Annotated in this window: 19 protein-coding genes; 5 read left to right on the top strand and 14 right to left on the bottom strand. The window is 62.2% G+C overall.

From position 1 onward, the window contains the following. The first annotated feature begins 298 nt into the window (after positions 1 to 298). Positions 299 to 2,191: a penicillin-binding protein 2 gene (gene mrdA / locus AOA60_RS13420; protein WP_099584831.1), complete on the top strand. Its 1,893-nt coding sequence runs from the start codon at positions 299 to 301 to the stop codon at positions 2,189 to 2,191. A 1-nt stretch (position 2,192) separates the two neighbouring features. On the opposite strand, the gene AOA60_RS13425 is transcribed toward mrdA, so the two are convergent. Continuing rightward, entirely contained in the window at positions 2,193 to 2,594 is a 402-nt protein-coding gene (locus tag AOA60_RS13425) for a GFA family protein (protein ID WP_099584832.1), read from the bottom strand. A gap of 99 nt (positions 2,595 to 2,693) precedes the next feature. On the opposite strand from AOA60_RS13425, the gene AOA60_RS13430 reads away from it, so the two are divergent. The 4 genes from AOA60_RS13430 (at position 2,694) to AOA60_RS13445 (ending at position 7,049) form a co-directional block, all read left to right on the top strand. Beyond that, positions 2,694 to 3,161, top strand: a complete 468-nt coding sequence (locus AOA60_RS13430) for an SRPBCC family protein (protein ID WP_099584833.1) — start codon at positions 2,694 to 2,696, stop codon at positions 3,159 to 3,161. A gap of 115 nt (positions 3,162 to 3,276) precedes the next feature. Next, positions 3,277 to 5,634: a DNA polymerase II gene (locus tag AOA60_RS13435; RefSeq protein WP_099584834.1), complete on the top strand. Its 2,358-nt coding sequence runs from the start codon at positions 3,277 to 3,279 to the stop codon at positions 5,632 to 5,634. A gap of 42 nt (positions 5,635 to 5,676) precedes the next feature. Beyond that, on the top strand, positions 5,677 to 6,309 hold the full coding sequence (locus AOA60_RS13440) for a glutathione S-transferase N-terminal domain-containing protein (protein ID WP_099584835.1): 633 nt from the start codon (positions 5,677 to 5,679) through the stop codon (positions 6,307 to 6,309). 164 nt (positions 6,310 to 6,473) lie between these two features. Further along, positions 6,474 to 7,049 carry a DUF4174 domain-containing protein gene (locus tag AOA60_RS13445; protein ID WP_099584836.1) on the top strand — a complete coding sequence of 192 codons (576 nt, stop codon included), beginning with the start codon at positions 6,474 to 6,476 and terminating at the stop codon, positions 7,047 to 7,049. Between the two features lie 40 nt (positions 7,050 to 7,089). Here the strand turns inward: AOA60_RS13445 and AOA60_RS13450 are convergent, their stop codons facing one another. From AOA60_RS13450 to AOA60_RS13510, 13 genes are all read right to left on the bottom strand, one after another. Continuing rightward, a complete protein-coding gene (locus AOA60_RS13450) occupies positions 7,090 to 8,133 on the bottom strand; it encodes an acyltransferase family protein (protein WP_099584837.1) in 1,044 nt (347 codons plus the stop codon). 22 nt (positions 8,134 to 8,155) lie between these two features. After that, positions 8,156 to 9,565: a lipid II flippase MurJ gene (locus AOA60_RS13455; protein ID WP_099584838.1), complete on the bottom strand. Its 1,410-nt coding sequence runs from the start codon at positions 9,563 to 9,565 to the stop codon at positions 8,156 to 8,158. Continuing rightward, positions 9,565 to 11,001, bottom strand: coding sequence for an O-antigen ligase (locus tag AOA60_RS13460; RefSeq protein WP_099584839.1), 1,437 nt, complete (start codon positions 10,999 to 11,001; stop codon positions 9,565 to 9,567). Before AOA60_RS13460 ends, AOA60_RS13455 begins: the two co-directional genes overlap by 1 nt. After that, on the bottom strand, positions 10,998 to 12,101 hold the full coding sequence (locus AOA60_RS13465; RefSeq protein WP_099584840.1) for a glycosyltransferase family 1 protein: 1,104 nt from the start codon (positions 12,099 to 12,101) through the stop codon (positions 10,998 to 11,000). Before AOA60_RS13465 ends, AOA60_RS13460 begins: the two co-directional genes overlap by 4 nt. Beyond that, on the bottom strand, positions 12,092 to 13,309 hold the full coding sequence (locus tag AOA60_RS13470; RefSeq protein WP_099584841.1) for a glycosyltransferase family 4 protein: 1,218 nt from the start codon (positions 13,307 to 13,309) through the stop codon (positions 12,092 to 12,094). The genes AOA60_RS13465 and AOA60_RS13470 overlap by 10 nt, the downstream gene beginning before the upstream one ends. A gap of 8 nt (positions 13,310 to 13,317) precedes the next feature. Then, on the bottom strand, positions 13,318 to 14,646 hold the full coding sequence (locus tag AOA60_RS13475; protein WP_099584842.1) for a cellulase family glycosylhydrolase: 1,329 nt from the start codon (positions 14,644 to 14,646) through the stop codon (positions 13,318 to 13,320). Then, the gene (locus tag AOA60_RS13480) at positions 14,636 to 15,826 is read right to left on the bottom strand and encodes a glycosyltransferase (RefSeq protein ID WP_099584843.1); all 1,191 of its coding nucleotides are present in this window, start codon (positions 15,824 to 15,826) and stop codon (positions 14,636 to 14,638) included. The genes AOA60_RS13475 and AOA60_RS13480 overlap by 11 nt, the downstream gene beginning before the upstream one ends. Next, the gene (locus AOA60_RS13485) at positions 15,826 to 17,817 is read right to left on the bottom strand and encodes an exopolysaccharide transport family protein (RefSeq protein WP_099584844.1); all 1,992 of its coding nucleotides are present in this window, start codon (positions 17,815 to 17,817) and stop codon (positions 15,826 to 15,828) included. The genes AOA60_RS13480 and AOA60_RS13485 overlap by 1 nt, the downstream gene beginning before the upstream one ends. Before the next feature lie 14 nt (positions 17,818 to 17,831). After that, a complete protein-coding gene (locus tag AOA60_RS13490; RefSeq protein ID WP_099584845.1) occupies positions 17,832 to 18,608 on the bottom strand; it encodes a polysaccharide biosynthesis/export family protein in 777 nt (258 codons plus the stop codon). Between the two features lie 29 nt (positions 18,609 to 18,637). Continuing rightward, positions 18,638 to 19,549 carry a glycosyltransferase family 2 protein gene (locus AOA60_RS13495; protein WP_099584846.1) on the bottom strand — a complete coding sequence of 304 codons (912 nt, stop codon included), beginning with the start codon at positions 19,547 to 19,549 and terminating at the stop codon, positions 18,638 to 18,640. A gap of 1 nt (position 19,550) precedes the next feature. Beyond that, entirely contained in the window at positions 19,551 to 21,011 is a 1,461-nt protein-coding gene (locus tag AOA60_RS13500) for a mannose-1-phosphate guanylyltransferase/mannose-6-phosphate isomerase (RefSeq protein ID WP_099584847.1), read from the bottom strand. Then, positions 21,011 to 22,450: an undecaprenyl-phosphate glucose phosphotransferase gene (locus tag AOA60_RS13505; RefSeq protein ID WP_099584848.1), complete on the bottom strand. Its 1,440-nt coding sequence runs from the start codon at positions 22,448 to 22,450 to the stop codon at positions 21,011 to 21,013. The genes AOA60_RS13500 and AOA60_RS13505 overlap by 1 nt, the downstream gene beginning before the upstream one ends. 434 nt (positions 22,451 to 22,884) lie before the next feature. Further along, positions 22,885 to 25,371 (bottom strand): TonB-dependent siderophore receptor, encoded by a 2,487-nt coding sequence (locus AOA60_RS13510; RefSeq protein ID WP_099584849.1) that lies wholly within the window; start codon positions 25,369 to 25,371, stop codon positions 22,885 to 22,887. Between the last annotated feature and the right edge of the window lie 2 nt (positions 25,372 to 25,373).

Raw genomic sequence — 25,373 nt, forward strand, 5'->3', positions numbered from 1 at the left:
CATGTGAGAGTAGGTCATCGTCAAGATTAAATTCCGAAACCCCATTTGCGAAAGCAGATGGGGTTTTGTTTTGGGCGCTCGGAAAGCGCCGCGATTGTCTCCGAGGCGCTTCTCGTATATCCGCCGGGGCGGCAGGACGACCCCCTAGCCATCAATCTGCAAACCCTCCTCCAAGTACCGTTGAGGAATTCAATGCAAAGTGTTTCTGCATTTTTGGTATGGTGCAGCACATTTTCCCAAGGATTGATCTTTCATCGCAGGATGCGGCGTCGACCTTCTTCAACGAGATGCGGTAGCAATGCCTGAACCTATAACGATTAAAGATCACGAAAAAGAGCACCGTCTGGTCAATAAACGCCTGCTCGCTTGTGCGCTGTTGGTGATTGGCATTACATGCGCCCTGGTGGGGCGTATGTATTTCCTGCAGGTCGTGCAGTTCGACTATCACTCCACCATCTCTGAAAACAACCGTGTTCATGTGCTGCCCATCACGCCGACGCGTGGGCTAATCTACGACCGCAACGGCGTGGTACTCGCCGACAACCGCCCCAGTTACAACCTGACCATCACCCGGGAGCGCACCGCCGACCTCAAGGGCGAATTGGACGATATCGTCAACCTTCTGCACCTGCCTGCCGAGGACCGCGGACTGTTCGACAAAGCCCTGAAGCAGGCACGTCATCCTTTTGTCCCGGTGACATTGTTTTACGAGTTGACCGAAGAACAGATCGCATTGCTGGCAGTGAATGAGTTTCGCCTGCCAGGTGTCGACGTAGAGCCGCAGTTCGTCCGTCACTATCCGCTAGGCGCGCACTTCGCTCACTCCATTGGCTATGTGGGACGCATCAACGAGAAAGAATCCAAGGCCCTCGACTCGGTGGAGTACCGCGGCACGCAATCCATCGGCAAGACCGGTATTGAGCGATTCTACGAGTCCGAGTTGCACGGTCATGTCGGCTATGAAGAAGTCGAGACCAACGCCCAGGGCCGTGTGCTGCGAGTGCTCAAGCACACCGATCCGATCCCTGGAAAAAGTATCGTCCTGAGCCTTGACGTTAAACTCCAGGAAGCGGCAGAGGAGGCGCTTGGCGATCGCCGTGGTTCGGTGGTTGCCCTTGACCCGCAGACAGGCGAAGTACTGGCCATGGTCAGCAAACCGAGTTTCGACCCGAACCTGTTCGTCACCGGCATCAGCTTCAAGGAATACGCTGCACTGCACGACTCCATCGACCGACCGCTGTTCAATCGCGTCCTTAGAGGCCTGTATGCACCGGGCTCGACCATCAAGCCAGAAGTGGCCATCGCCGGTCTGGACAGCGGCGTAGTCACCGCTCAAACCCGGGTGTTCGACCCCGGTTACTACCAACTTCCCGACTTCGACCATAAATACCGTAACTGGAACCACAGTGGCGACGGTTGGGTGGACATGGACGCAGCCATCATGCGCTCCAACGACACCTACTTTTACGATTTGGCCCACAAGCTGGGTATCGACCGCCTGCACGACTATCTGGCGGAATTCGGCCTTGGTCAGAAGGTCTCCCTGGATATGTTCGAAGAGTCAGCCGGCCTGATGCCATCCCAGGCCTGGAAACGTGCAACCCGCCGCCAGCCTTGGTTTCCGGGCGAAACCGTGATCCTCGGCATCGGCCAGGGCTACATGCAGGTCACGCCGCTGCAACTGGCTCAGGCCACTGCGCTGATCGCCAACAAAGGTGTATGGAACCGACCGCACCTGGCCAAGACGATCAATGGCGTACCGCCCGTTGACGAAAACCCCATGCCGAACGTTGTGCTCAAAGACCCGCGTGACTGGGAGCAGGTCAACCACGGCATGCAACTGGTGATGCACGATCCGCGCGGTATCGCCCGGGCTGCTGCGCAAGGCGCGCAATACCGCATCGCCGGCAAGAGTGGCACCGCCCAGGTAGTCGCGATCAAGCAGGGCGAACGCTACAACCGCGAGAAAACCCTGGAACGCCACCGTGATAACGCCTTGTTTGTCGGCTTTGCTCCTGCGGAACATCCGAAAATCGTAATTTCGGTGATGATCGAAAACGGCGAGGCGGGTGGTCGCGTCGCGGGGCCGGTGGTGCGGCAGATCATGGATGCTTGGTTGCTGGACCAGGAAGGTCACCTGAAGCCGCAATATGCAACGCCGGCCAAGGCACCGGGCGATCCGCGCGTCTAGGTCATATCTTCCACTCGTCCCAGTGCTCCACGTCCTCATAGGCAAGCCAGGGCACTTCATGACTCGTCCAGATGTGCGAGGTAGGACTGACGCCCGGATCATCATCCAGCGTCGCCACTCGCACAATGACATGAGGTTGCTGCCTGCGTTCCGCCATCAGGTGTGAGCCGCAGCACTTGCAGAAATGTCTGAATTTACCCGGTGACGATTGGAAGGCCACGAGCAGTTCCTCTCCCTGCGTCCAGCGAAAATGCTCGCGCATCACCCCGGCCGTCGCGACAAACGCCGCCGCGTGTATTTTGCGGCAACTTATACAGTGGCAGTGGCTGATGGGCATATCCAATGTGTCCACCTGATAGCGCACACCTTTGCAGAAGCAACTTCCATTCAATGGTTCAGTCATAACGTATTGCCGGGTTCAAGGAGGGGGTCATCATCATTGCTTACAACCTCAGGTTGCGCATTGTTTGATGTCGCCTACTGTCAATGGAGGAGGTGACTTATGCACGTATTAGATCGCATCGAGCGAAAGGTCCTGCTCAACGCTTCACGCAAACAGGTCTGGGAAGCGCTGACCAATGCCGAGCAATTCGGTCATTGGTTTGGCGTCGCCCTTAAGGACAAAGTCTTTGTGGCCGGAGAAACCATCGAGGCCCAGATTACCTACTCAGGTTACGAGCACGTTGTCTGGAAAGCCAAAATCGAACGCATCCTGCCACAGACGTTGTTTTCCTTCTGGTGGCATCCGTTTGCGGTGGAGAAGGGCGTCGATTATGACAAGGAAACGCCCACCCTGGTGGAGTTCACCATTGAAGATCGCGCGCCGGGCATCCTGCTGCGGGTGGTCGAATCCGGCTTCGACGACGTGCCCCAAGCCCGCCGCCAGAAGGCCTTCAAGATGAACTCTCGTGGCTGGGACGAGCAAATGGGTAATATCGAAAACTTTCTGAACAAAGCCCGTCGGGCGTGAACCAAACGGGCATCATTGCTGATGCCCGCGCTTGCCGCTTTCAGCTTTCATGGGGGCGTTTGCCACGATGCCGCGTAGAATCAACGCCTGAAAGCGATTCCTGAGGTGCGGTACGGTGGATTTACAGCAGGGTTTTGTCCTGACCCGGCATTGGCGCGATACCCCGGCGGGCACGGAGGTGAGTTTCTGGCTGGCCACCGACCATGGGCCAAGGTTTATCCGCCTACCCGTGCAGACCTCGGTGATGTTTATCCCTGAAGCCCACCGCAAGCCACTTGATTGGCTGCTCAAGGGCGAGCGCGATATCGAACTGCGCCCGCTGCAGTTGTGCGATTTCCACCACCGTCCGGTGCTGGGCCTGTATACCCGCCAGCACCGCCAACTGATGGATGTGGAAAAACGCCTGCGCGCGGCCGGCGTCGATGTCTACGAAGCCGATGTACGCCCGTCTGAGCGCTATATGATGGAGCGCTTCATCACCGCCCCCGTCTGGTTCGGCGGCACGCCCGACGCCACGGGCGCGCTGTGCGACGCGCAGATGAAACCCGCGCCCGATTACCGCCCCCCGCTCAAACTGGTGTCCCTGGACATCGAGACCACCGCCCAGGGCGACCTGTATTCCATCGCCCTCGAAGGCTGCGGTGAGCGCCAGGTCTACATGCTCGGCCCGCCGAACAAAACCGATTCAGTCGACTTCAAGCTCGACTACTGCGACACCCGCGCCCAACTGCTCGAACGCCTCAACCAATGGCTCGCCACCTTTGATCCTGACGCGATCATCGGCTGGAACGTGGTGCAGTTCGACCTGCGCGTGCTCCACGAGCATGCCCAACGCCTCAAGGTGCCGCTCATGCTCGGGCGTGGCGACGAACCCATGGCCTGGCGCGAACACGGCAGCCGCAATCATTACTTCGCCGCAGCGGCGGGGCGCCTGATCATCGACGGGATCGAAGCCCTGCGCTCAGCCACGTGGAGCTTCGAATCCTTCAGCCTGGAAAACGTCGCGCAAACCCTGCTGGGCGAAGGCAAGGACATCTCCACGCCCTACCAGCGCATGGACGAAATCAACCGCATGTTCGCCGAGGACAAGCCTGCCCTGGCGCGCTACAACCTCAAGGACTGCGAACTGGTCACGCGGATTTTCGAGAAGACCGAACTGCTCAAGTTCCTGCTCGAACGGGCCAGCGTCACCGGGCTGCCGGCCGACCGCAATGGCGGATCGGTCGCCGCATTCACCCACCTGTACATGCCGCTGATGCACCGCCAGGGTTTCGTCGCACCCAACCTGGGGGACAAACCGCCCCAGGCCAGCCCCGGCGGCTTTGTCATGGACTCGCGTCCCGGCCTCTACGAATCGGTGCTGGTACTCGATTACAAAAGCCTCTACCCGTCGATCATCCGCAGCTTTCTGATCGACCCCGTGGGCCTGATCGAAGGCCTCAAATACCCGGAAGACAGCGACTCGGTAGAAGGCTTTCGCGGTGCGCGTTTTTCCCGCACGCGTCATTGCCTGCCGTCCATCGTCGCCCGTGTCTCCGAGGGCCGCGAAGTGGCCAAGCGTGAACACAATGCGCCGCTGTCCCAAGCCCTGAAAATCATCATGAACGCGTTCTACGGCGTGCTCGGTTCCAGCGGTTGCCGCTTTTTCGATACCCGGCTGGCCTCGTCGATCACGATGCGCGGCCACCAGATCATGCGCCAGACCCGCGAGCTGGTTGAGGCTCAAGGCTATGAGGTGATCTACGGCGACACCGACTCCACCTTCGTCTGGCTCGGCAAGGCCCATTCCCAGGAGGATGCCAGCCGGATCGGCCAGGCATTGGTGCAGCACGTCAATGCGTGGTGGCGCGAGCATCTGCACAGTGCATTCGGCCTGCAAAGTGCCCTGGAACTGCAATACGAAACCCACTTCACGCGCTTTCTCATGCCGACCATTCGCGGTGCGGAGGAGGGCAGCAAAAAACGCTACGCCGGCTTGGTCACCCGCGCCGATGGCCGCGAAGACATGGTCTACAAAGGCCTGGAGACCGTGCGCAGCGACTGGTCGCCCCTGGCCCGGCAATTCCAGCAGGAACTCTACCAGCGCATCTTCCACCGCCTGCCCCATCAAGACTACATCCGCGATTACGTGCGCCGTACCCTGAGCGGCGAATTCGACGAACTGCTGATCTACCGCAAGCGCCTGCGCCGCCGTTTGGATGATTACGAACGCAATGTGCCGCCCCACGTGCGCGCCGCGCGCCTGGCCGATGACTACAACGACCGCCTCGGGCGCCCGCGCCAGTACCAGCGTGGCGGTTGGATCAGCTATGTGATCAGTGTCAACGGCCCTGAGCCGCTGGAAGTGCGCCAAGCCCCCATCGACTACGATCACTACGTCACCCGGCAGTTGCAGCCGGTGGCGGACGCGATTCTGCCGTTTGTGAATGACGATTTCAGCACCTTGGTCGGCGGACAAATGGGGCTGTTCTGACCTTTAACCACGGTGTATCCCCAGCGATAGGAGAAAACGCCCATGTACACACTCTACGGCACTGACGAATCCGGCTCCTGCATGATCGAGATTGCCTTGCAACGTTGCGCGGTGCCGTGGCACCGGGTGGACGCCAGTTCGTGGCAGGAGAGCGCGGGCAGCGATGCCCTGGCGCGCATCAACCCGCTCAAGCAGATCCCTACGTTGGTCACGCCCGATGGCCAGGTGCTGACCGAAAGTGCGGCGATCCTGATCCACCTGGGCCTTGAGTTTCCCGGCTCACAGCTGCTGGGCGGCGACCGTGCGCAAGTCATCAGGGGCCTGGTGTACATCGCCGCCAATTGCTATTCGGCGATTGGTATTATCGACTACCCGCAACGCTGGCTGGGCAATGCCAATGAAGCGGCCCAAGCGCAGCTGGTAACCGGGACTCGTCGCTACCTGCATCAGGCCTGGGTGGTGTTCGCCGATCAGTTCGAACACCAGCTGTTTGCCCCGAATGGTCAGCCGAATGCACTGGCAATCATGGCCGCAGCCGTGTCGCGCTGGGACGACGCGCGTGAGGCATTGAGCCGCTTGGCCCCCGGTTTTGCCCAGACGCTGGCGCAGGTGGATGCCGACCCTGTCGTGGCCCCCGTGTTTGCACGGCATTGGCCGGACTGGAAGGTCTCGTAATGTGTCCGCAATCAACGGAAACAATCATGCATGTTCGCGCCAAACCCTTGCGTAGCGGGCTCCCTGACCTACGCTTTCTTAAAGCCGTGTAGGAATCATCCTTGAATTTGACTGTCGCAGACATGAAACTCAAGAACCCTGCATGGAATTCAAAGGAGGTGCGCATGCTCATCCGGTCGCTGACCCTGGCTACCTTGATGGCTTTTACGGGGCCGCTGTTGGCTGCTGATGATATCAACCCCCTCAAGCAGGACCTGGGCAAGGCCCGGCCGCTTGTGGTGGTGGAGCTTGATTCAGGCAACTCCACGCTGGCGACCCTCAAGAAACAACTGGACGAACCTGCCACCAAGCAGTCCTTTGAAGAGCGCGCCATGGTGTTCTACACCGTGAAGTTCGGCAGTATCGGCGCCGAAGGCGAGAAGTTCGCCAAAGACCCCAAGGACAACAAAAAGCTCACGCCGCCCGAAACCAACGCACTGATCCGTGCGCTCAAACTGGGCGCGGGCAGTGGCACCAAGGTGATCCTGATTGGCAAGGACGGCGAGAAAAAAGTCGAGAAAACCGTGCCACCGGATACCCTCGACCTGAAGGAGTTCTTCAGCACCATCGACCAGATGCCCATGGCGGAGAAAGAAGCCGCTGCCGCCGCAGAACCCGAGCCGGCCCCACCTGCGCCAGCCAAGAGCGCCAAACCGGCCAAACCGGGCAGCAAGCCCGCCCCGCAACAACTGGACGATTGAAACACAGGCCTATGTGGGCGCTGCTCGCTCCCACATAGGCTCAGCGGCGCTGTCCAGGCGCTTTGCGTACCGGAAACGGAAAGTAGAAAAACCGCAAGAACGCTACCCGCTTGATCACTTCCCCGATCAACAACGGCACCACCACCGCCACGACAAAACCGATGCAGGCCGCGATAAATGCATGCAGCCCGAGACGCTCCATCAGGTCGAAGGTCTTGTGTTGGATCTCGCCATGAAAGATCAACAGGATCAGGGTCGACTGGCCGATATAGGTCATAGCCCGGGTGATCAGTGCCGATACCATCAGCATCCGCGCCAACGCCCAGCAGAGGTACACGCCGATCACCGCCAGCAGGCTGGTCCACAGCCAATGGTCGTAGCGTCGTTGCGCCAGGTCCATGGTATCGCCTCTATAGAGGAACACCGCAGCGAACAACCCGATGGAAACCAGCAAGGTCAGCAAGGAGCCCTCATGCGTGCGCAGCCAGTCGCGCAGCAAGTAGCCGTAGACGAAACACGCGCTGCTGATCAGGGTGATATCCAGGCTGAACGGCAACCCTGGCAACACCCACGCGTGGCCGCCGATGGTTACCGGCAATTGCCAGAACCACGGCAGCGTCCAGATGCCAATCAGCAGCGGCACCAGCATCACCAGGCAACTCAGTGCGAGCGGCAGGCGTTGGATCAGGCGCAACAGCAGCCAACTGAACAGAATCGCGACCCAGAAGTGCGGCAAAAACCACAGCGCCTGCCACGGGATGGTGTCCACCGAGGCGTACAGCACGCCGCCGATGTCCGGCAGCAACGGCTGGCCGCGCAACACATCGCGCACGATCACATACAACAGCATGGTGAAGAAAAAAGGCTTGAGCAGGCCGTCGGCCTTGCGCACGGCCATTTCCACAAACGGCTGCTCTGGCTTGAAAAACACCCCGGACAGAAAGAAGAACAACGGCAGCACGAACGACGCGAGGATCGGATACATCAGCTCCCGGGACGTCGCAACAAACCAGCTGTGGGCATACACGATCACCAGGATGCCGATGCCTTTGGCGATATCCATCTGGATCCAGCGATGTTTCATGGGTGTCTCCCCAGTCGATCCTTCATGCCTTGCGCCATGGCTTGAGCCACAGCCCCATCCCGAGCAACACCGCCGCGCCGGCCAGTGTGCTCAGCCCCAGTTGCAGCCACACGCCTTCAAGACGAAACAACACCAGTGCCGCCACGCCCAGCGCCAGCGCATTGAGCAGCCAGTGCCGTGCCCAGGGCAGGGCGCCGAGCAGTGCCTGGCGCTGCATCAGCAGCAGCCCGGTGCACATCACGCCCGCCAGCGCAGCCAGTGGAATCCCGGCCAGGCCGAACACAAACGGCAACACGCCGAGCAGCAGCACGTTGACCAGGCTGCCGAGCAATTCGCAACGCAGCGGCTGGCGCGTATCGCCGGCGGCGTAGGCGTAACGCGCAAGCAAGGCGTTCCAGGCGCCGAACACCAACGGCACGGCAAACCACGCCAGCAGCAGCGGCAACGGCGAGTCTGCCGATTGTTGGGGCAACAGCAGCGCCACCAGGCTCGGTGCCGCAGCGACCAGCCCGACGCCGGCGGGCAGGGTCAGCACGCTGGCGGTTTCCAGGCCGCGCTTGAGCAGGGCCAGGCGCGCATCGCCCTGGCGCCGGCTCATCATGCCCAGCAGCACCTGGTTGAGGCTCATCAGAGCAATCAGCGGCAGGTTCATCAGCTTGCGGGCCAGGTTGACCCACGTCACCGCGCCCTCGCCGAGCAGCGAGGCCACGAGTCTTTCGATCAGCGCCAGGCCCTGGCTGGCCCCGTTGCTGATCAACAAGGGACCGATACGTTCGCCCAGCTCGCGCAGCGGCGCGTAGGTCAGTTGCCAGCGCCACGGCCGCCAGCCCTGGCGCCACATCGACGGCAGCAACGCCAGTGGCATCAGCAGGCTCCCGGCGAGGCACGCCAGGGCCAGTGAGTGAGGTTGGGTCGCGGTGCCCGCGAGGGCGAGGTACGTCACGGGTGGCAGGTTGAACAACAACGAGCCCAGCCCGGCCAGCACAAAACGTTCGCTGGCCTGCAACGGAATGCTGAACAACGCATGCAGCATCAAGCCCGGTACGCACCAGGCGACGACCTGCAGGTTGCTGCTGGCCATCGCCGTCGCAGTGTCGGCCAGCCCCGGTCCGAGCACTTGCACCAGCCACGGCGCCGACAACGTCAGCAGCAGGCTGGTGACCAGGGCGATCAGCATCAAGGCCGGAAACAACACCGCCAGCCAGTCCAGCCGTTCGCCGTCCTTGCGCGCCAGGTACAACGGCAACGCCGCCGCACTGAGCACGCCGCCGGCCAATGACATGCGCAGCGCCTCGGGCAAAAACAGCGCAATCAGGAACGCATCGCTGCGCTCTCCCGCGCCCCAGGCCGCCACCAGCAACCATTCACGTGCAAACCCCAGGCACAGGCCCAACAACGTCGCCAGGGTCAGCCATGCGGCGGAGCCGAGCATCAGGGCTGTGCGCCGTTGAGCAGCGGTTTGCGATAGACCACCGTTTTGACCTGCGGCAGGCGCGCCGGAAACAGTCGCCGCGCTTCCAGTACGTTGATGCCCACCATCAGCCAGAACAGCGCCACCATCACCACTGCAAAACTGAAGTAGTGGTCAAACAAGCCGCTCACCAGCGCCGCCAGAATCCCCGCCGTGGTGCCCAGCCACAGTGCGTTGTCCTTGGTCAGGCGGATCGCGCCTTTCTCCGGGCGGGCTTCACGCCACCAGCGCACGGTCACCGCCACAAACAGCAGCATGCCGACGAGGCCGATCTTGTAGATGTAGTTCAGCCACAGGTTGGAGATGCCCAGCAGGTGAGTGCCCGGCACCGGCGGGTCGACCTTGAAACCGATGCCCAACGGGTACGCCGCCACGGCTTGAGGGAACATGCGGTACTCGTCAAAACGCACTTCGGTACTGGCGTTGTCCGAGGAAAAAATCGTCGCCAGACGATCCTGCAACGGCGGATAAGCCATCACCAGCGCCACCGTCAGCGCCGCGCCGATCATCAACAGGCGACCGGTGTACGGCACGCGCCGGGTGGCCATCCACATCAGCACCAGCGCCAGGCTGACCATCGCGCCACGGCTACTGGCCAACAGCAGCGCGGCCGCTCCCAAGCAGGCCACGCCCAGGCCCAGTGCGCGTTTCCAGCCTTGCTCGGTCATGCCGAAACAGAAGGCCAGTGGCAGCAGCAACGCCATGATCCCGCCGATGGCATTCGGGTGGGTCCACGGCGAGCCCATGCGCGAAGACATGGCCTCCAGACCAAATTTGAGCGTGTCGAAGTTGGCGTAGTTGAACAGCCCCAGGATGGGCGCGATCCCGGCCCCTGAGCGCGTACTTACGAACACTGCGATGGACAGCACCAGCATCGCCAGGGTGCCGAGCAACAGGGCGATCACCAGGGACTCGCGGCGCTTCTGGTCCACCAGCAATTTAGCGGCGAGGAACACCCCCGACAGGTTCAGCAACCAGCGCAGCCAGTTGGCCAGGCCACTGCTGCTGTCGGCCTGGGTGATGACCTGCCCGACGATGAAGGGGAACACGCTGAACAGCATCAACCACAGCAGCATCTGATCGGTGGGACGTCGGACCAGGCTGGGCGCCTGGGGCAGGCGCGAGAGGAAGCTGTGCCACAGGATCGCGCCCCAGGTCAGGGCCAGAATCGCCTCGCTCACCGTGGTACGAATGCCCAGGTTGACCGTCGAGTACGGCATGAACGTCGCCACGGCGGCAAACAGCAACAGGCCCCAGAACGGAAAGCGCAGGATGGTCACCGCCGCCGCCAGGCCGGCCACGGCGACAAACGCCTTGGCCGGCGACAGCAGCAGGGCCAGGGCGCCAAACAGCAGGCCGAAGAGGATCGCGACGAGGCTTGCCAGATTGTCTCTCACGTCAGTTCCTCGATCAGTTCGGCCAGGCGCCGACGGTAGGCTTGGTGGTTGAAGCGCTGCGCCCATTGGCGCCGTTGCTCGGGGGATTCTTCGTCGGCCTGCTCACCCAGGCCGACCATCAAGTGCACCAGCGCCGGGCCATCGGTGGGCGAAAAGCGCGGGGCCGAGGGCGGGGTGATTTCATCCAGTGACGTACCGCTGGCCACCGCGACGGGGGTGCCGACGCTCAGCGCTTCGATCACCGGCAGGCCAAACCCTTCGGCATAGGAGGGTTGCCACAGGCGCGAGGCCTGGCGGTACAGCGCGTGCAACTCTGCATCCGACACACCGCTCAAGGCGCGAATGCCCGGCAGCGCGCGTTGGGCTTCGGGCAAATGATCGAGGCTGCCTACCAGGACCAGCTCCGGCACGGCGGATGATTGGCTGCGTGCCTGCTGCCAGGCGTCCACCAGGAACGGCACGTTCTTGCGCAACTCGCGGGTGCCCACCAGCAACCAGTAACGCGCTGGCAACTGGCGTGCGCTGAGGTCGGCGGCCAGCGCAGAGAACCCGTCGACCTGGTTGGGCAGTACGCGAATCTTGCCCGCCGCCTTGGGAAACAGCCGCGCGGTTTCATCGGCGCTGTACTGCGACGGCGTCCATACGCGGTCGGCGCTGTGTACCGCGTAGGCAATCGACAGGCGATCGCTGGTCTTGTAGATCAACGCCTTCATCCGGTTGGCGTGGTAGTTGTCCAGGGTGATCTGAAACAGATCATGCAACAGCACGACGGTGCGCAACCCCGGCGGTTTGGGTGGCAGCGGCAGGCCCATATTGAAAGTGCTGATGTACAGATCGATATGCTGTTCGCGCAAGGCCCGCGGCAGGAAACCCGCCTCGAAACGCAGGCGATTCTGCGGCTGATGCATGGCCGTCTTGGCGCAGCCCCAGGGCGGACAATGGGCCCACAACCGGGTTTCATCGCCCAAAGGCGCCACGGTAAAGCGCTCGACCTCGGTGCCCGGCAGGGTGTGCAGCGCACTTTCCAGCGCATACACCTGGCGGCTGATGCCCGATTGCGGCGAGGTGCCGACGGTGCGGTAATCCAGGCCTACACGCATGCCGGCTCCTTTTGGTTTTGCGGCACGAGGGTGGCGTAGACCTGCTCCAGCTGGCTGGCGGCGACGCTCCAGTCATGGGCGCGACGCACATAGGCGCGGCCCGATTCCCCCATGGGGGTGGCGGCGCCGGGAAACTGCAGCAGGCGCACCACCGCATCGGCCAGCTCGGTGGCGCTTTGTCCGCCGAGGTAGTCCAGGCCTTCCACCAGGTCCAGCCCGGAGACGCCTTGCTCGGTGCTTGCCAGCGGCAGGCCGGCGGCCAGGGCTTCGAGCACCTTGAGTTTCGAACCGCCGCCGTGGCGCAACGGCGCCAGAAACACCGAGCAGCTCGATTGCAGATTCAGCAGGTTGGGCACAAAGCCTTGCCATTCGATGCGCGGGTCTTTCCAGCGCTCGCGCCAACTGTCCGGCATGCCAAAACCGCACACGCTCATGCGCGCGTCCGGGCAGCGCACCCAGACCTTGGGCAGGATTTCATCCAGGGCCCACTCGATGGCGTCCACGTTCGGCGCGTATTCATAGTTGCCAAGGAACAGCACACGGCGGGTCGACGGGTCGGGATGGGCGCCGGCGAAGTGATCGCAGTCCACGCCATTGACCACCACGGGCACCGGTTTGCCGGCTATTTTTTCCAGGGTCTTCGCGTCGCTGTCGGTGACGGCCACCACCTGCGCGGCCTGGCGCATCACTCGGCGTTCCCAGCGCGCATAGCGCCATTGATCGTAGCGAATGAAGGGCAGCGCCCAGCGCGGCAAACGGTCGTAAGTGGCCGCGCCGAGGGCAGACTCAACATTATGTTCGGTCAGCACAAACGGCTGGGATCTACGCGCCAGGGCATCTTCGTAAGGCTGGAAGCTGTAGCTGTGCTCGATCTGCACCACGTCCCACGGCTCACCCAGCAACCAATTGAAGGTGTCCTGCAACTCGCCCGACAAGCCATTCACGCTGGCCAGCAGCGGGTAGGGCGCCAACAGCCCGGCCACCAGGGTCGTGAAGCTGCGCAACGGGCGGCGCGGCAGGATGATCAACTGTTCGACAAATGCTTCCAGCACCTGGCGGTCGGTGAGCGACACGGGGTGCTTGTCATGCAGCAACAAGGTGATCCGGTGCCCACGCGCCGCCAGGCTGCGCAGCAGATGGAACTGGCGCGTCTTGCCGCCGCTGGTGGCGGGCGAGGGCGAGTAGGGCAGGATCCATAGAATGCGCATGGCAGGCCTCACTCCCATAACAGAATTTGCAGGTTCGGCTTGACCGTGACGGTCAGCCCGTGGGTGCCGCTCACCGGGGTTTGCGTGCCACGCAGCGGGTCATACAGGGTGGCGCTGGCCAAGCCGGGCAAGTGGGCGTTGCCGCCCTCGGCCGACCAGAAAAACCACAACTTGCGCCCGTCGGTGCGGGTCCAGCCGATGCTGAACAGGCCGTCGGGCAACTGGTCGGCGCTGGGCGGGTCGCCGGGGGTGAGCTTTGGCCCGCTGACGTCGAGGAAGTTTTTCAGCGCGCTGTAGACCGGCTTGGGGTTGGCGTCGATGTCCAGCAAACCGTAGGACTGATCACGCACGCTGGCGCGCTGATCCAGATCGCTCAAGGTGAACAGGAAGATCTTGTCGTAATCCAGCGCGCTCATTAGTGCCAGGCGACGCACCACGTAATCGGCCTGGGCCTGTGGGGTGATGATGTCCTGGGCGTCCTTGGGACCAGTGTAGGTCGACCAGCCCCACTCGGTGCTCCACAGGGTCTGCACGCCGGCGTTGCGCAGCGCCTGGTTGAGCGCGCTGGTCTTGGCGATAAAGTCCAGGTTGGCCGGGTCGTTGCCTTCGGGCAATTGGGTGTAGGGATGGTAGGAGATAACAGTGTTCAGGCTGGCCACACCGAGTGCGCCGAGGGCGTCGAGCATGGTCTGGCCGTTGGGCATTTCGCTGAAGAACGCCATACCGGCAGCGACCACCGGTTTGCTCGGGCTCACGGCCCGTAGCGCGGCGGCGGTGCTGGTCAGCAGCGTGGCGTAGCCGGCCGGATCGGCCACCGGGCGCCAGAAGCCCAGCAGGTTCGGTTCATTCCACACTTGCCAGGCGTCGACGCTGGGGTAGCGCTGAGCCAGCAATGCCATGCGGTTGGCGAATACGTTCGGGTCTTTCGGCGGGTACTGGTCCTGATACGGCGCACCCACCGGTGCGGTCGTGGCGAACGGTGCCGAACCGACCAGGTAGAACACCGACTTGAGTTGATTGTCCTGCAGCTTGCCCACCAGTTGATCCAGGGTTGCCACTTGGTACTGGCCTTCGACGGGTTCCAACTGATCCCAATGCAGGTCCAGGCGCACCCACTCCAAGCCCAGCGCCTTGAGACGATCGATCTGCTTCTGGTAACGCTCGGGGCTGAACCACAGGAACTGCGCGTTCACCCCCAGAAAATCCTTCCACACCACCTCTTTGTTGCCCTTGAGCACATGGTTTTCGGCGTCCGCCTGGCGCCCCCACAAAAACGCGGTCAGGCCCAGGGCGGCGACCACGGCCAAGGTGGCAAAGTAGGTGTGTTTACGTGCCATGGCGGGTGCCCTCGATGGCCTGCTCAAACAGTGTCTTGAATTTCTGCGCGGTCAACGGCCACGAGCGCTCGCGGCCGATTTCGCCGGCGCGCTCGGCCCAGTCCCGGGCCAGCAGCGGTGTGCGCGCCAGGCGCAGCAGTTGCTCGCTGAGTGCGGCCACGTCGCCTTCGGGGTAGATGGCGCCGTTGCCGCTGGCGACTTCTTCGGCAAACGCACGGGCATCCGAGGTAATCGCACCACGACCGCACGCCGCTGCCCAGGACAACGCGCCGCTGGTGCCGCGTTGGCGCCCGAGCAGGCCGAGTTTTTTCGATTCACGGTACGGCAGCATCATCACATGGTGCGCCTGGATAGTCTGGGCGATCTCGTCGGCCGGCAGGTTAAGTCGCCAGTCGATGGCATCCGTCAGGCCGAGGTCGGCGATCTGGCTGTTCAACTGTTCCAGGTAATTGCCGCCTGCGCCGAACGCCATTTCGGCAGCAGTACCACCGGCCAGGGTCAGGCGCACACGGTCACGCCGTTCGGGGGCTTGTTTGAACACAGCAGCCAGGGCCTGCAACAGGTCCTCGATGCCTTTGCCCCGGTAGATAAAACCGAAGTACAGCAGGTGCAACGTGTCCAGCGGCGGCAGCGGCACGGGGGGGATGGCCAGGTTGGCGTGGTTGATCACCGCCACTTTGCCCGCCGGCAATTGCATGCGCTGGCTCAGGCATTCGGCGCCCAGGCGGGTGAGGGTGATCAGCCGTGTCAGGCCTTTTGCGACCTGGCGCTCTTCACGCAGGGTCAGCGGGTCGGCCAGCACCACCGCCGCCTGGGGCAGCGGGCTGGGCAAGCGTTCCAGCAGGTTCAACGGAAACGGCAACTGCTCGCGCCGCCACACGATCCGTTCCGGGTCATGCACGGTGGCGGTCAAGGGCAAGGCCGGGTGGGCCTTGCGCAGTTCACGCAGGGCCAGAAACTCCCCCAGGCGCCCGCCGCCCAACTCGGCGTGGACCAGGTCCACGCTCTGCCAGTCGAACGCAGCGATGGCCTGCTTGATCGCCTCGCTGTTGCCCGCCACACCAGTCAACGGCGTCAGCACCGTCACACCCAGGTGTTCCAAAGCCGTGCGGAAATGGTTCGCGTAGTCGGCGATCCCGTTTTTTTCCGGCGGCAATGGGGCGAGCAGGGCGATGCGCATCAGAACACCCTCTGGTACTTGGCGATGGTCTTGAGCACCTTGGCCGGCACTTCGAACTTACGCCGGTTGATGATGATGCCGTCCACCTTGCCGAACGCCGTATTGAGGATCGACAGCGCGTGCTCGACCACGGGCACTGTGCTGGTATTCGCTTCCACCACCAGGGCGATCAGGTCGGCGCGGCGCAGGTTGATAAACGCATCGCGGTTATCCAGCAGTGCGGACGCGTCCAGCAACACCACTTCGCCCGGCTGGGCGGGTTCAGCCCCGCCGACACGCACGGTGATGCCGTTTTCCTCAAGCAACCTACGCAGGTGTTCCACCACAAATGTCACCCCTTCGCCATGGCGCGCCGAGGTCAGCCCCAGCGTCATGCCTTGCTCGGCAATCCGCTCCAACTGCAGCAAGCCGTACAGGCGGTAGATGCTCGCGTTGAACGCGTTGGTGCCTTGGGCGGTGCTGGTGTCCAGCTCCGGCAGGGTGGTCCACAGCGGCAGGCCGAACTTGCGTTCCACCAAACCGCCGTCGTGGATGCGCTGGTCGAGCAGGTAGCACAGGTAGATCACCAACAGGCCCACGACGATGGCAAACGGAATCGCCAACAGCAGCATCATCAGGGTTTTCGGGAAGATGCGACCGGGGTTCAGGGTGGCCTCTTCGATCACTGCGATGTTGCTGATCTGGCTGTTATCCAGTTCACGGTCGATGCGCGACTTTTCCAGGTTGTCCACGTACAGCGCGTAGTTGCGTTCGGCGGTGCTCAGCTCGCGGCCCAGGCGGGTCAACTCCGGTTCAATCTCCAGGGCTTGCTTGCGTTGGGCTTCCAGGTTGCTCAGTTGCTTTTGCTGCTGGAGCAGTTGGGTGCGCAGTGCCAGGTTGTTGCTCGTTTCATCCAGCAGCACCCGCTGCAAGTGGATTTCCAGGGTGTTGGGCGCACGGTTTTCCGAGCTCTGCACAGTGTTGCTTTCGCTGGCGACGTGGGCCTGCATCGCGCGGATCGACGCATCCAGAGCTTTTACCGGCGGCGCGTTATCCGTGTAGGTGCGCAGCATGTCGGCCTTTTCCAGCAGCTTCTGGTTGAGCAGGCGACGCAAGTCTTGCTGCTGCGGATTGAGTGCGATCTGGCGCACCGTGGTCACTTCTTTGGGCTGCGTCTTGAGCTGGGTGCGGGTGCTCCCGATGGCGCTGTCGGAAGACGCGATCAGGCGCGAAGTATTGAACGTCTCGCCGCGCAACACATTGATGCGCTCGGACAAGTCCTCCAGGCGATCAGTGATGCTGGCTGCGCCGATCTCATTGAGGTGCTTGAGAATCTGCTCCTTGAGGCTCTTGATCTCGGTGGCGCTGGTGGACACCTGGCCTTCATAGAAGACATACAGGCTCTTGCGCCCCAGTGCCTGGGTGCGTTCGTTGATGTAGGTCTCGACCCAGTCCTTGACCACCGCCTGGGCGATTTGTGGGTCACCCCAGGTGAAGCTGATGTCCATCACCGTGGAACCCGCGGCGTGGCTCACGTCGAAGTTCTTCTCCAGGCTGGCTGCCAGGCGTTCGACCGGCGTGGTTTTTTCGACGATGCCCACCGTTTCCAGGACCACGCGCAGGCCGTCGAAGACGCCGTCGACCGCACTTTTGACGTAGTACTTGGTGCGCTTCAAAAAGCCCTCGGGCGGCGGCTGATTGGCAATCGCTTCCAGGTAGTGCTCGGCCACGGCCCTCACGATAGGGCGCCCGGTCAGCAGCCGCTCTTCATCGACAATCGGGTCGCGCTGGGTGCTGGGCATTACCAGTGCCTGGCGGTTACTGATCTCAATGGGCAGGGTCGAATCGCGCCCCGGTTTCACCAGCAGTCGAGCGGTGGATTCGTACTTGGCCGGCAGCAGGAAAGCCCCCAGCAGTATGATCACCAACGCGGCAATGGCGGCCAGCTTGAACTCGTGCCGGAAGATGAAGAACAGGCGTAGCAGATCACGAAAAGAACGGATCTCGATCATGGGATGTCGCTCCTTTAGTTGTTGCCGCCGCTGGTGCGCGTGTAGTTGTAGCCAACCCCAATGGACTTGGTGAACGGGATCAGTTGGTTCATGTAGGTATCGACTCCCTGAATGCGCTCGCCCACGTTGGATTTGGGCACGAACACCACATCACCGCGTTGCAGGTGCACCGGTTTGCGCCCGTTGGGGCCGGTCCTGAGCAGTTGGCTGAAGTCCAGGAAATAGGCGCGATAGGCGCCTTGGGCGTCTTCGCGCAGCAGCGCAACCATGCTGGCGTTGCCCGCCGGGCTCACCCCGCCGGCACCGACAATCGCCTGTTCCAAGGTGTTGGCCGTGGCGATCTGCACCGCCGTCGGGTTATTCACCGCGCCGCCGACAATCACCGTGTTGCCGGGCGCCTGGTTGATGTTCACCGTCACACGCGGCTCGCGGTACGTCTGCGCAAGCTTGCCGGTCAGCTCTGTCGCCAGCTCCGAGGGCTGGCGCCCGGCAACCTGGATCGGCCCCAGGAACGGGTAGTTGATCTTGCCGTCGGTCTGCACGGTGTACAGCGTCAACTCGTAGATCGTGCTGACGTTGAACGCCGACAGCGTTGGCATCTCGCCGGCATCGCGCACGATGCGCAACTGGTCGCCGATACGGATGCGTTCCACCGCCGGCGGCAGTTGGGCCAGTTGTTCGAGGGCGCGCTTGCCTTCCTCGACGGTCTTGCTGTCAGGCGGCACGATGCGCGCCGGCGTATTGCAGGCGGCCAGAGCCATCATGGCCACGACGAGCAGGGTTCGTTTCATCAAGGGGGACTTCCTGTGGGTCATGATGCTCACCTCCAATAACCGGGAAACATGCTGATGCGCCGCTTGAGGGCGAGAGGCAGGCGACGCTCAAGATGGCCCAGGCGATAACCGAGCAACTTGAACGCACTGCGTACCAGCACCTCCGGCACGCGGTGCAAGGCGCCGGCTTTGCGCAAGGCCGCGAGTTCGGCCAGTACATAGCGTTTGCCTTCGCCACCCGCGTCGCCAAAGGCCTGTTTGATCCACGGCTCGCGGCCATAGAACACGCCGATATCGAAGTAGCGATGAAATTCGTCCATGAGTTTGTAATCGTGTGAGTGATGCACCAGCGCCGTGGCGGCGTAGCGCACCTTGTAGCCGTCGAGCAGCATGCGCGCAGCGACGTAGGCGTCTTCGCTGCCGATCACGTCGACGGGGAAACCTCCCACCGCGTGCAACGCACTGCGCCGGTACACGGAAAACGAGTCGGAGCTGAAGCAGGTCTTGATCCCCAGCGTGGGCGCATCGGCCAGGCTTTTACTGCGGCTGTGCTCGGGGTAGTTGAAGTGCCGCGATTGCGCGCCCAGCACCCCCGCGTCGGGGTGGGGCAGTTGGCGTCCGTAGGCGACGCCGTTGAGCGGGTCCTGCTGCAACTCGGCGAGCAGGTTGGCGAAGGTCTCGGGCGTGGCGGGAATGGCGTCCTGGGTCATCACGATCAACGCATCGCCACCCACCTGCTCGCTGGCCCAGCGGCGGGTGCCGCCGTGGTTGAAGTCACGGGCGTCGATCACTTCGACCCGAGCGCCGAACTCGCGAAAACGCGCCACGGTGTCATCGCTGGAGGCGCTGTCCACCACCAGCATCTCGTCCGGCTGCAGGGTTTGCATTTTCAGCGCCGGCAGCAGGCGTGCCAGGTGGCTGGAGGCGTTACGGGTCGGGATGATCAGGGACGTGCGCATATCATTTTTTCACGTCGGCGGGCGCACGGCCGTAGATGTCGTCGAAGCGCACGATGTCGTCTTCGCCCAGGTACTCGCCGCTCTGCACCTCGATCATCACCAGGTCGATGATGCCGGGGTTGGTCAGCCGGTGTTTGTGCCCGGCCGGGATGTAGGTGGACTCGTTGGCGTTGATCAGGAATTCCCGTTCGCCGTTGGTGATCTGCGCCGCGCCGCTGACCACCACCCAGTGCTCGCTGCGGTGGTGGTGCATCTGCAATGACAGCGATGCCTGGGGCTTGACCACGATGCGCTTGATCTTGAAGCGGCTGCTTTCCTCCAGCACGGTGTAGGTGCCCCACGGCCGGGTGACGGTGCGGTGCAGGCTGTACGCCGGATGGTTCTGGCGCTTGAGCTCGGCGACGATGTAGCGCACATCCTGGCTGCGTTGGGCATCGGCGATCAGCAGCGCGTCGGGGGTGTCGACGATGATCAGGTCGCGCACGCCCACGGCGCCCAATACGCGCTTGGGTGAGTCGATGTAGCAGTTGTGCACGTCATGCAAAATCGCTTCGCCATTGACCTGGTTGCCATGGGCGTCGCTGGGGGTGAGCTGGCGCAGGGCTTCCCACGAGCCGATATCGCTCCAGCCAATGTCACAGGGCACCACGGCCACTTGGTCGGACTTTTCCATCAGTGCTACATCGATGGAAATGTCCGGCGCGCTGCCGAAGGCGTCGGCGTCCAGTTCACGCTGGCGCGAGGTGCTGTTTTGCAGGCTCTGGCTGTGTTCCAGCGCGGCGCGTGCGGCTTCCAGCACGGCCGGGGCATGGGCGGCCAGTTCGTCCACCAGGGTGCTGGCCTTGAAGCAGAACATGCCGGCATTCCACAAGTGCTTGCCGCCGTCGAGGTAGCCTTGGGCGGTCGCCAGGTCGGGTTTCTCGACGAAGCGTTTGACCCGGTTGCCGTGGCGCAGTTTTTCACCTTGTTCGATGTAGCCAAAACCGGTTTCCGGATGGTCGGGCTGGATGCCGAAGGTCACCAGGTAGCCGGCTTCGGCGAGGTCCCGGGCCTGGGTCACGGCGTCGGCGAACGCGACTTCATTGAGAATCAAATGGTCGGCAGGCATCACCAGCAATTGCGCATCGCCGCCGAAGTGTTCCTGCACATGCAGCGCCGCCACCGCGATGGCCGCCGCCGTATTGCGGCCGAACGGTTCCAGCAGCAAGTCCAGAGGCAGGCGGGCGTTGTTGACCGACCGGTAGTCATCGAGGGTGCGAAACAGCAGGTCGCGGTTGGTGACTGTCAGTACGCTTTCCACCCCAGGCAGTTTGGCGGCGCGCTGGAAGGTTTTTTGCAGCAGGCTCTGGCCGTCACGCATGCGCATGAAGGGTTTGGGCATGTTCTGCCGCGACACCGGCCACAGCCGGGTGCCCGAACCACCGGAAACGATGCAGGGAATCAATCCGTTGAGGGTATTCATCAATAGACTTCCTTGGTGGAAAGGACGGCCGGGACCGTCATGAAAACGATGTACAGGTCAAACCACACCGACCACTTGGAGATGTACTCCAGGTCGTACTCGACACGTTTCTGGATTTTGAACAGGGTGTCGGTCTCACCTCGGTAGCCATTGATCTGCGCCCAACCGGTGATGCCGGGCTTCACGCGGTGGCGCGAGCTGTACTCACTCACTGCCACTTCAAACGGAACACCGGCGGCCTTGGTCGCGGTGGCATGGGGGCGCGGGCCGACCATCGACATGTTGCCCAGCAGCACGTTGAACAGCTGCGGCAGCTCGTCGATGCTGGTCTTGCGGATGATGCGGCCCACGCGGGTGATACGTGGGTCCTGGCGGGTAGTCTGGCGTTCGGCGGTGAAATCGCTCTGGTCGGTGTACATCGAGCGGAACTTGAACACGCGGATTTCGTTGTCGTTGTAACCGTAGCGGTTCTGGCGGAACAGCACCGGCCCCTTGGAGTCGAGCTTGATCGCAATCGCCGTGGCCACCATCACCGGCGACAGACACACCAGCGCCAGGCTGGCGAGAAAGCAATCCTCCAGGCGCTTGATCACCGGCGACCAGCCACGCAGCGGCAGTTGCGAGGTGTTGAACATCAGGATGCCGCCGACGTCGGTGATTTTGCTGTGGCCGTAGCGCAGGGCCGCCATGTCGGGCACCAGCATCACGTTCACCGACATCTGCCGCAGGCGGTTGACCAACCCGTGGATGCGCTGCTCGGCGGCCCACGGCAGGCAGATCATCACTTGGTTGACCTGTTCGGCGCGGATCAGTTTTTCCAGGTCGCGGGTGTTGCCCAACAAGGGCAGCTTGCTCAATTCCTTGGGGATGCGTTCGGTGCGATCGTCGATAAAACCGACCAGTCCGGAACGGATATCGCCATTGCGTTGCAGGTGGTCGGCGACGTGCACGGCGGTGTCGGTAAAACCCAGGATCACTGTGCGTTGCAGGTATTTGCCCTTGCGCATCAGGTTGCGGTAGAGGCGCAGCATCAGCAGGCGTTCCAGGCAGAACAGACACAGGCTGGCGACGTACCACGCGGCCAGGTTGCGCGGGGTCAACTGCGGGAAAAACTGCAGGATCTGGTACATGAACAGCAGGATGCAAAACGCCGCGGACCACGCCTTGACCTTGGTTTTCAGGCGCAGCCGGTTACTGAACAATTCTTCGGAATAGATGCCCAGAGCCTGGAACAGAATGATCGTCAGGACCGCGAAAAATACCAGCAGGCCGAGGAAATGACTACGTAGCTCCGGATCCATCGGGTCGATGAAAACCACCAGCACCAACGGGGGCAGAATGGCGCTCAGACCATGTATGAATTTGACGAAAACAACAAAGAACTCAACAAAACCGGCACGCGTTAAAAACAGGCTGTCGACGGACGACTTTTCTCGCATAAAACATCCCTCATTGCACTCCAGACGCAGCTGTTCGGTTGCTGTATTCAATAAAGCAGCAGGCTGCTTAAGAGGCACGTCGAACTACGGCTACGCTGGGTAATACGCAACTTTTCATTCAAAAAATATATATTCATTTGAATGGTTTTCGCGGGTGTCGTGACTAAAGGAGTGTTTCCTTTTCAATGCTAGTCAACGGATTGACGATGGTGCGGAGGTGGCATGCTAGACAGGTTTATCAGTCTCTTTTTCGGCATTTTATTGACATTCCTTGTCCAGTCACTCGGTGAAGGGGGGTGTGTTTTTGAGTGTAGGAACAAATGTGAGATTTTTCCTGCTTAACGGTAAAACCTTTTTATAAACGCGGTAGGAAAGGGGGACAAAGAGGGGAGGCAGGGCGCACTAAGTGCCCTGCCAGCGGGGTTTTCGAGGGGTTAGAAGTTGCCTTTCAAACTCACTGTAAAATTACGCGGTTCGCCATAAAAGTTGCCCCAGGAGGCGGTGCCCACGGTGTTGTAGTAGGTTTTATCAAACAGGTTGTTGCCGTTGAGCGCCACTGTCCAGGTGTCATCCACGCGGTACGCCAGGCGTGCGTTCCAAGTGGCGTAACCGGGTTGTTCGAGCTTGATGGTCTGCACGCGATAGTTGCTGCTCTGGGCATTGACCCCTGTGCCGACGCTCCATTTCGATAGCGCGCCGTCGAGCTGGTAGTCGCCCCACACGCGCAGCATGTGACGGGGCACGTAGGTGTTGGACGTGCCACCCTGCTTCGCGACGTCGATGGTGCTCAGGGATTGGGTCTGGGTGTAGGTATAGCCGCCGAACAGTTGCAGGCGTTCAAGCACTTCACCGCTGATTTCGGCCTCCACGCCCTGGGCGCGCACCTTGCCTTTATCGGTGTAGCAAAAGCCGTCGGCGGAGGTCGCGCATTGGGTGGTGTAGTCGGACTCGGCGCCGTTTTTCTCAATCGCGCGGAACAATGCCAGGGAGCTGTTGAGGCGCCCGTCGAACCATTCGCCCTTGATGCCCAACTCGTAGTTGTCGCCGACCTTCGGCTGGAGGGCCGCGCCGTCGACGGTGGCGTAAGAGCTTTGCGGCTGGAAAATATCCGCATAGCTGGCGTACACCGAGAGGTGCTCGTTGAGGTCGTAGATCAGCGCGGCAAACGGCGTGACTTCGCCGGTTTCGCGGGTGCGTGCATCCTGCGTGGCCCATTCGCCCCAGGCCAGGTTGTAGGATTGGCGACGGTTCTCGTACCAACTGACGCGGCTGCCGACGATCAGCATCAGCGGCTCGGCCAAGCGCAGGCGCAAGGTGGCATAGGTGCCATATTGAGTGGCGGTCTCCTTGACCGTGCCACCCCGGTACATGTTCGGCCAGAAGCTGCTGTTGGCCGGTTCCGGGAAGTGGTGATCGGGTTGGTAGATGCTCTGGCGCCTGGGCAGGTTCTGGATCGCGTACACGTCGTCCTGAGTACCACGGCTGCCGTTGGCACCGAGGATCAGCTCATGCTCCAGGCCAAAGGCTTCGAACTTGCCGTCGACGTAGGCGTCGAGGCCGAAGTCCTTATGGTTGTAGTCCATCAGCGCCGCGTAAGAGTTGGCAGTGGGCGTCGGGTTGTCGTAGGCGATGGTGCCTTCGCTGGCGGCGTACTTGGTGTCTTGCAGGTTGCGGCTGTGCACCGCCGAGACCTTGAGTTTCCAGTCATCGTTGAATTGATGCGTCAGGTCGGCGAAGAACGTGGTGCGCCGGCTTTGCCAGTCGTTCCAGGACTGGCCCAGACACGTGGAGCGGCTGAGGTTGGCGCTTTTGCCATCGGCGTAGCGCGGCAGGCCGCCCCAGCACGGGCTGGCGTCGACGTCTTCGTAGCTGGCGCCGACGCCCAGGGTGGTGTCGGGGTTGAGGTCGATGTCCAATGCGCCATAGAACGCCTGGTCCTGGCGCTTCTGAATGTCCATGTAGGAACCGCGAGTCTGCTGGCTGATCGCTGCGCGGCCGCGCACGGTGCCGCTGTCATTCAACGGGCCACCGGTGTCGACGTCGGCGCGGTAGTTGTCCCAGGTGCCGGCGGACAACGACAGGCTGGTGGTGGGCTTGGCCTGTGGTCGTTTGCGCACGAAGTTCACCGCGCCGCTGGCGGTGCCGGCGCCCTTGAGCATTCCGGCTGCGCCCTTGAGCACTTCCACCCGGTCGTAGATCGCCATGTTGGCGCTGAAACTGTCGGCTTGTACGTAGTCCTTGCCCATGTCCAGTGGCACGCCGTCGTACTGGTACTGGCCGAGCATCTTGAAACCACGGGAATAGAAGTACTTGCCGCCCATGGGCGACTCGTACGTGGTGATCCCCGGCGTGCGTTCCATCACGTCGTCAATGGTGGTGAGGTTCTGGTCATCCATCAGTTGGCGGGTCAGCACACTGACCGACTGCGGTGTTTCCCGCAGGCTATGTTCACCTTTGCCGATGGTCACGGCGCCGGTGGTGTAGGAACCGGTGCCATCGGTAAGGGCACCCAAGCGTTCGCCGGTGACCATTGTGGCGCCCAGGTTCAGGGCACCGGTTTGGGCTACTTGCGGCAGGAGCAACCACGTGTTGTTGCCCTGGCGCTGGGCGTCCAGGCCTTGGCCTAGCAGCAACTGGCCAAGAGCCTGTTGCGGGTCGAAGCGGCCGCTGAGGCCTGGGCTGGTCTTGCCGGCGACACTGGTGGCGTCGTACGACAGGCTGACACCGGCCTGACGGGCGAACTGGTCCAGCGCGTTGGCCAGGGAGCCGGCGGCGATCTGCCAGTCGCGGGTCTGGGTATCGCCAGCTGGGGTTTCAGCCCTCACGGCCAGCGGTACGGCGGCGCTGCTCAGGCAGGCGCCGAGCAAAGCGGCCTGCACCGTGCGCTTGAGGGGGGAACGTTGGAAGGGGATCGCTTGCATGA

The sequence above is a fragment of the Pseudomonas sp. 2822-17 genome, assembly GCF_002742485.1.
Lineage (GTDB): Bacteria > Pseudomonadota > Gammaproteobacteria > Pseudomonadales > Pseudomonadaceae > Aquipseudomonas > Aquipseudomonas cyclaminis.

Bases quoted from the DNA above. Each gene is read 5' to 3' on its own strand.
- AOA60_RS13480 (WP_099584843.1), bottom strand. From the start codon at position 15,826: ATGCGCATCGCCCTGCTCGCCCCATTGCCGCCGGAAAAAAACGGGATC.
- AOA60_RS13455 (WP_099584838.1), bottom strand. From the start codon at position 9,565: ATGCTCGGCTCCGCCGCATGGCTGACCCTGGCGACGTTGTTGGGCCTG.
- AOA60_RS13510 (WP_099584849.1), bottom strand. From the start codon at position 25,371: ATGCAAGCGATCCCCTTCCAACGTTCCCCCCTCAAGCGCACGGTGCAG.
- AOA60_RS13445 (WP_099584836.1), top strand. From the start codon at position 6,474: ATGCTCATCCGGTCGCTGACCCTGGCTACCTTGATGGCTTTTACGGGG.
- AOA60_RS13485 (WP_099584844.1), bottom strand. From the start codon at position 17,817: ATGATCGAGATCCGTTCTTTTCGTGATCTGCTACGCCTGTTCTTCATC.
- AOA60_RS13440 (WP_099584835.1), top strand. From the start codon at position 5,677: ATGTACACACTCTACGGCACTGACGAATCCGGCTCCTGCATGATCGAG.
- AOA60_RS13470 (WP_099584841.1), bottom strand. From the start codon at position 13,309: ATGCGCATTCTATGGATCCTGCCCTACTCGCCCTCGCCCGCCACCAGC.
- AOA60_RS13500 (WP_099584847.1), bottom strand. From the start codon at position 21,011: ATGAATACCCTCAACGGATTGATTCCCTGCATCGTTTCCGGTGGTTCG.
- mrdA (WP_099584831.1), top strand. From the start codon at position 299: ATGCCTGAACCTATAACGATTAAAGATCACGAAAAAGAGCACCGTCTG.
- AOA60_RS13425 (WP_099584832.1), bottom strand. From the start codon at position 2,594: ATGACTGAACCATTGAATGGAAGTTGCTTCTGCAAAGGTGTGCGCTAT.
- AOA60_RS13465 (WP_099584840.1), bottom strand. From the start codon at position 12,101: ATGCGTGTAGGCCTGGATTACCGCACCGTCGGCACCTCGCCGCAATCG.
- AOA60_RS13505 (WP_099584848.1), bottom strand. From the start codon at position 22,450: ATGCGAGAAAAGTCGTCCGTCGACAGCCTGTTTTTAACGCGTGCCGGT.
- AOA60_RS13490 (WP_099584845.1), bottom strand. From the start codon at position 18,608: ATGAAACGAACCCTGCTCGTCGTGGCCATGATGGCTCTGGCCGCCTGC.
- AOA60_RS13450 (WP_099584837.1), bottom strand. From the start codon at position 8,133: ATGAAACATCGCTGGATCCAGATGGATATCGCCAAAGGCATCGGCATC.
- AOA60_RS13430 (WP_099584833.1), top strand. From the start codon at position 2,694: ATGCACGTATTAGATCGCATCGAGCGAAAGGTCCTGCTCAACGCTTCA.
- AOA60_RS13475 (WP_099584842.1), bottom strand. From the start codon at position 14,646: ATGGCACGTAAACACACCTACTTTGCCACCTTGGCCGTGGTCGCCGCC.
- AOA60_RS13495 (WP_099584846.1), bottom strand. From the start codon at position 19,549: ATGCGCACGTCCCTGATCATCCCGACCCGTAACGCCTCCAGCCACCTG.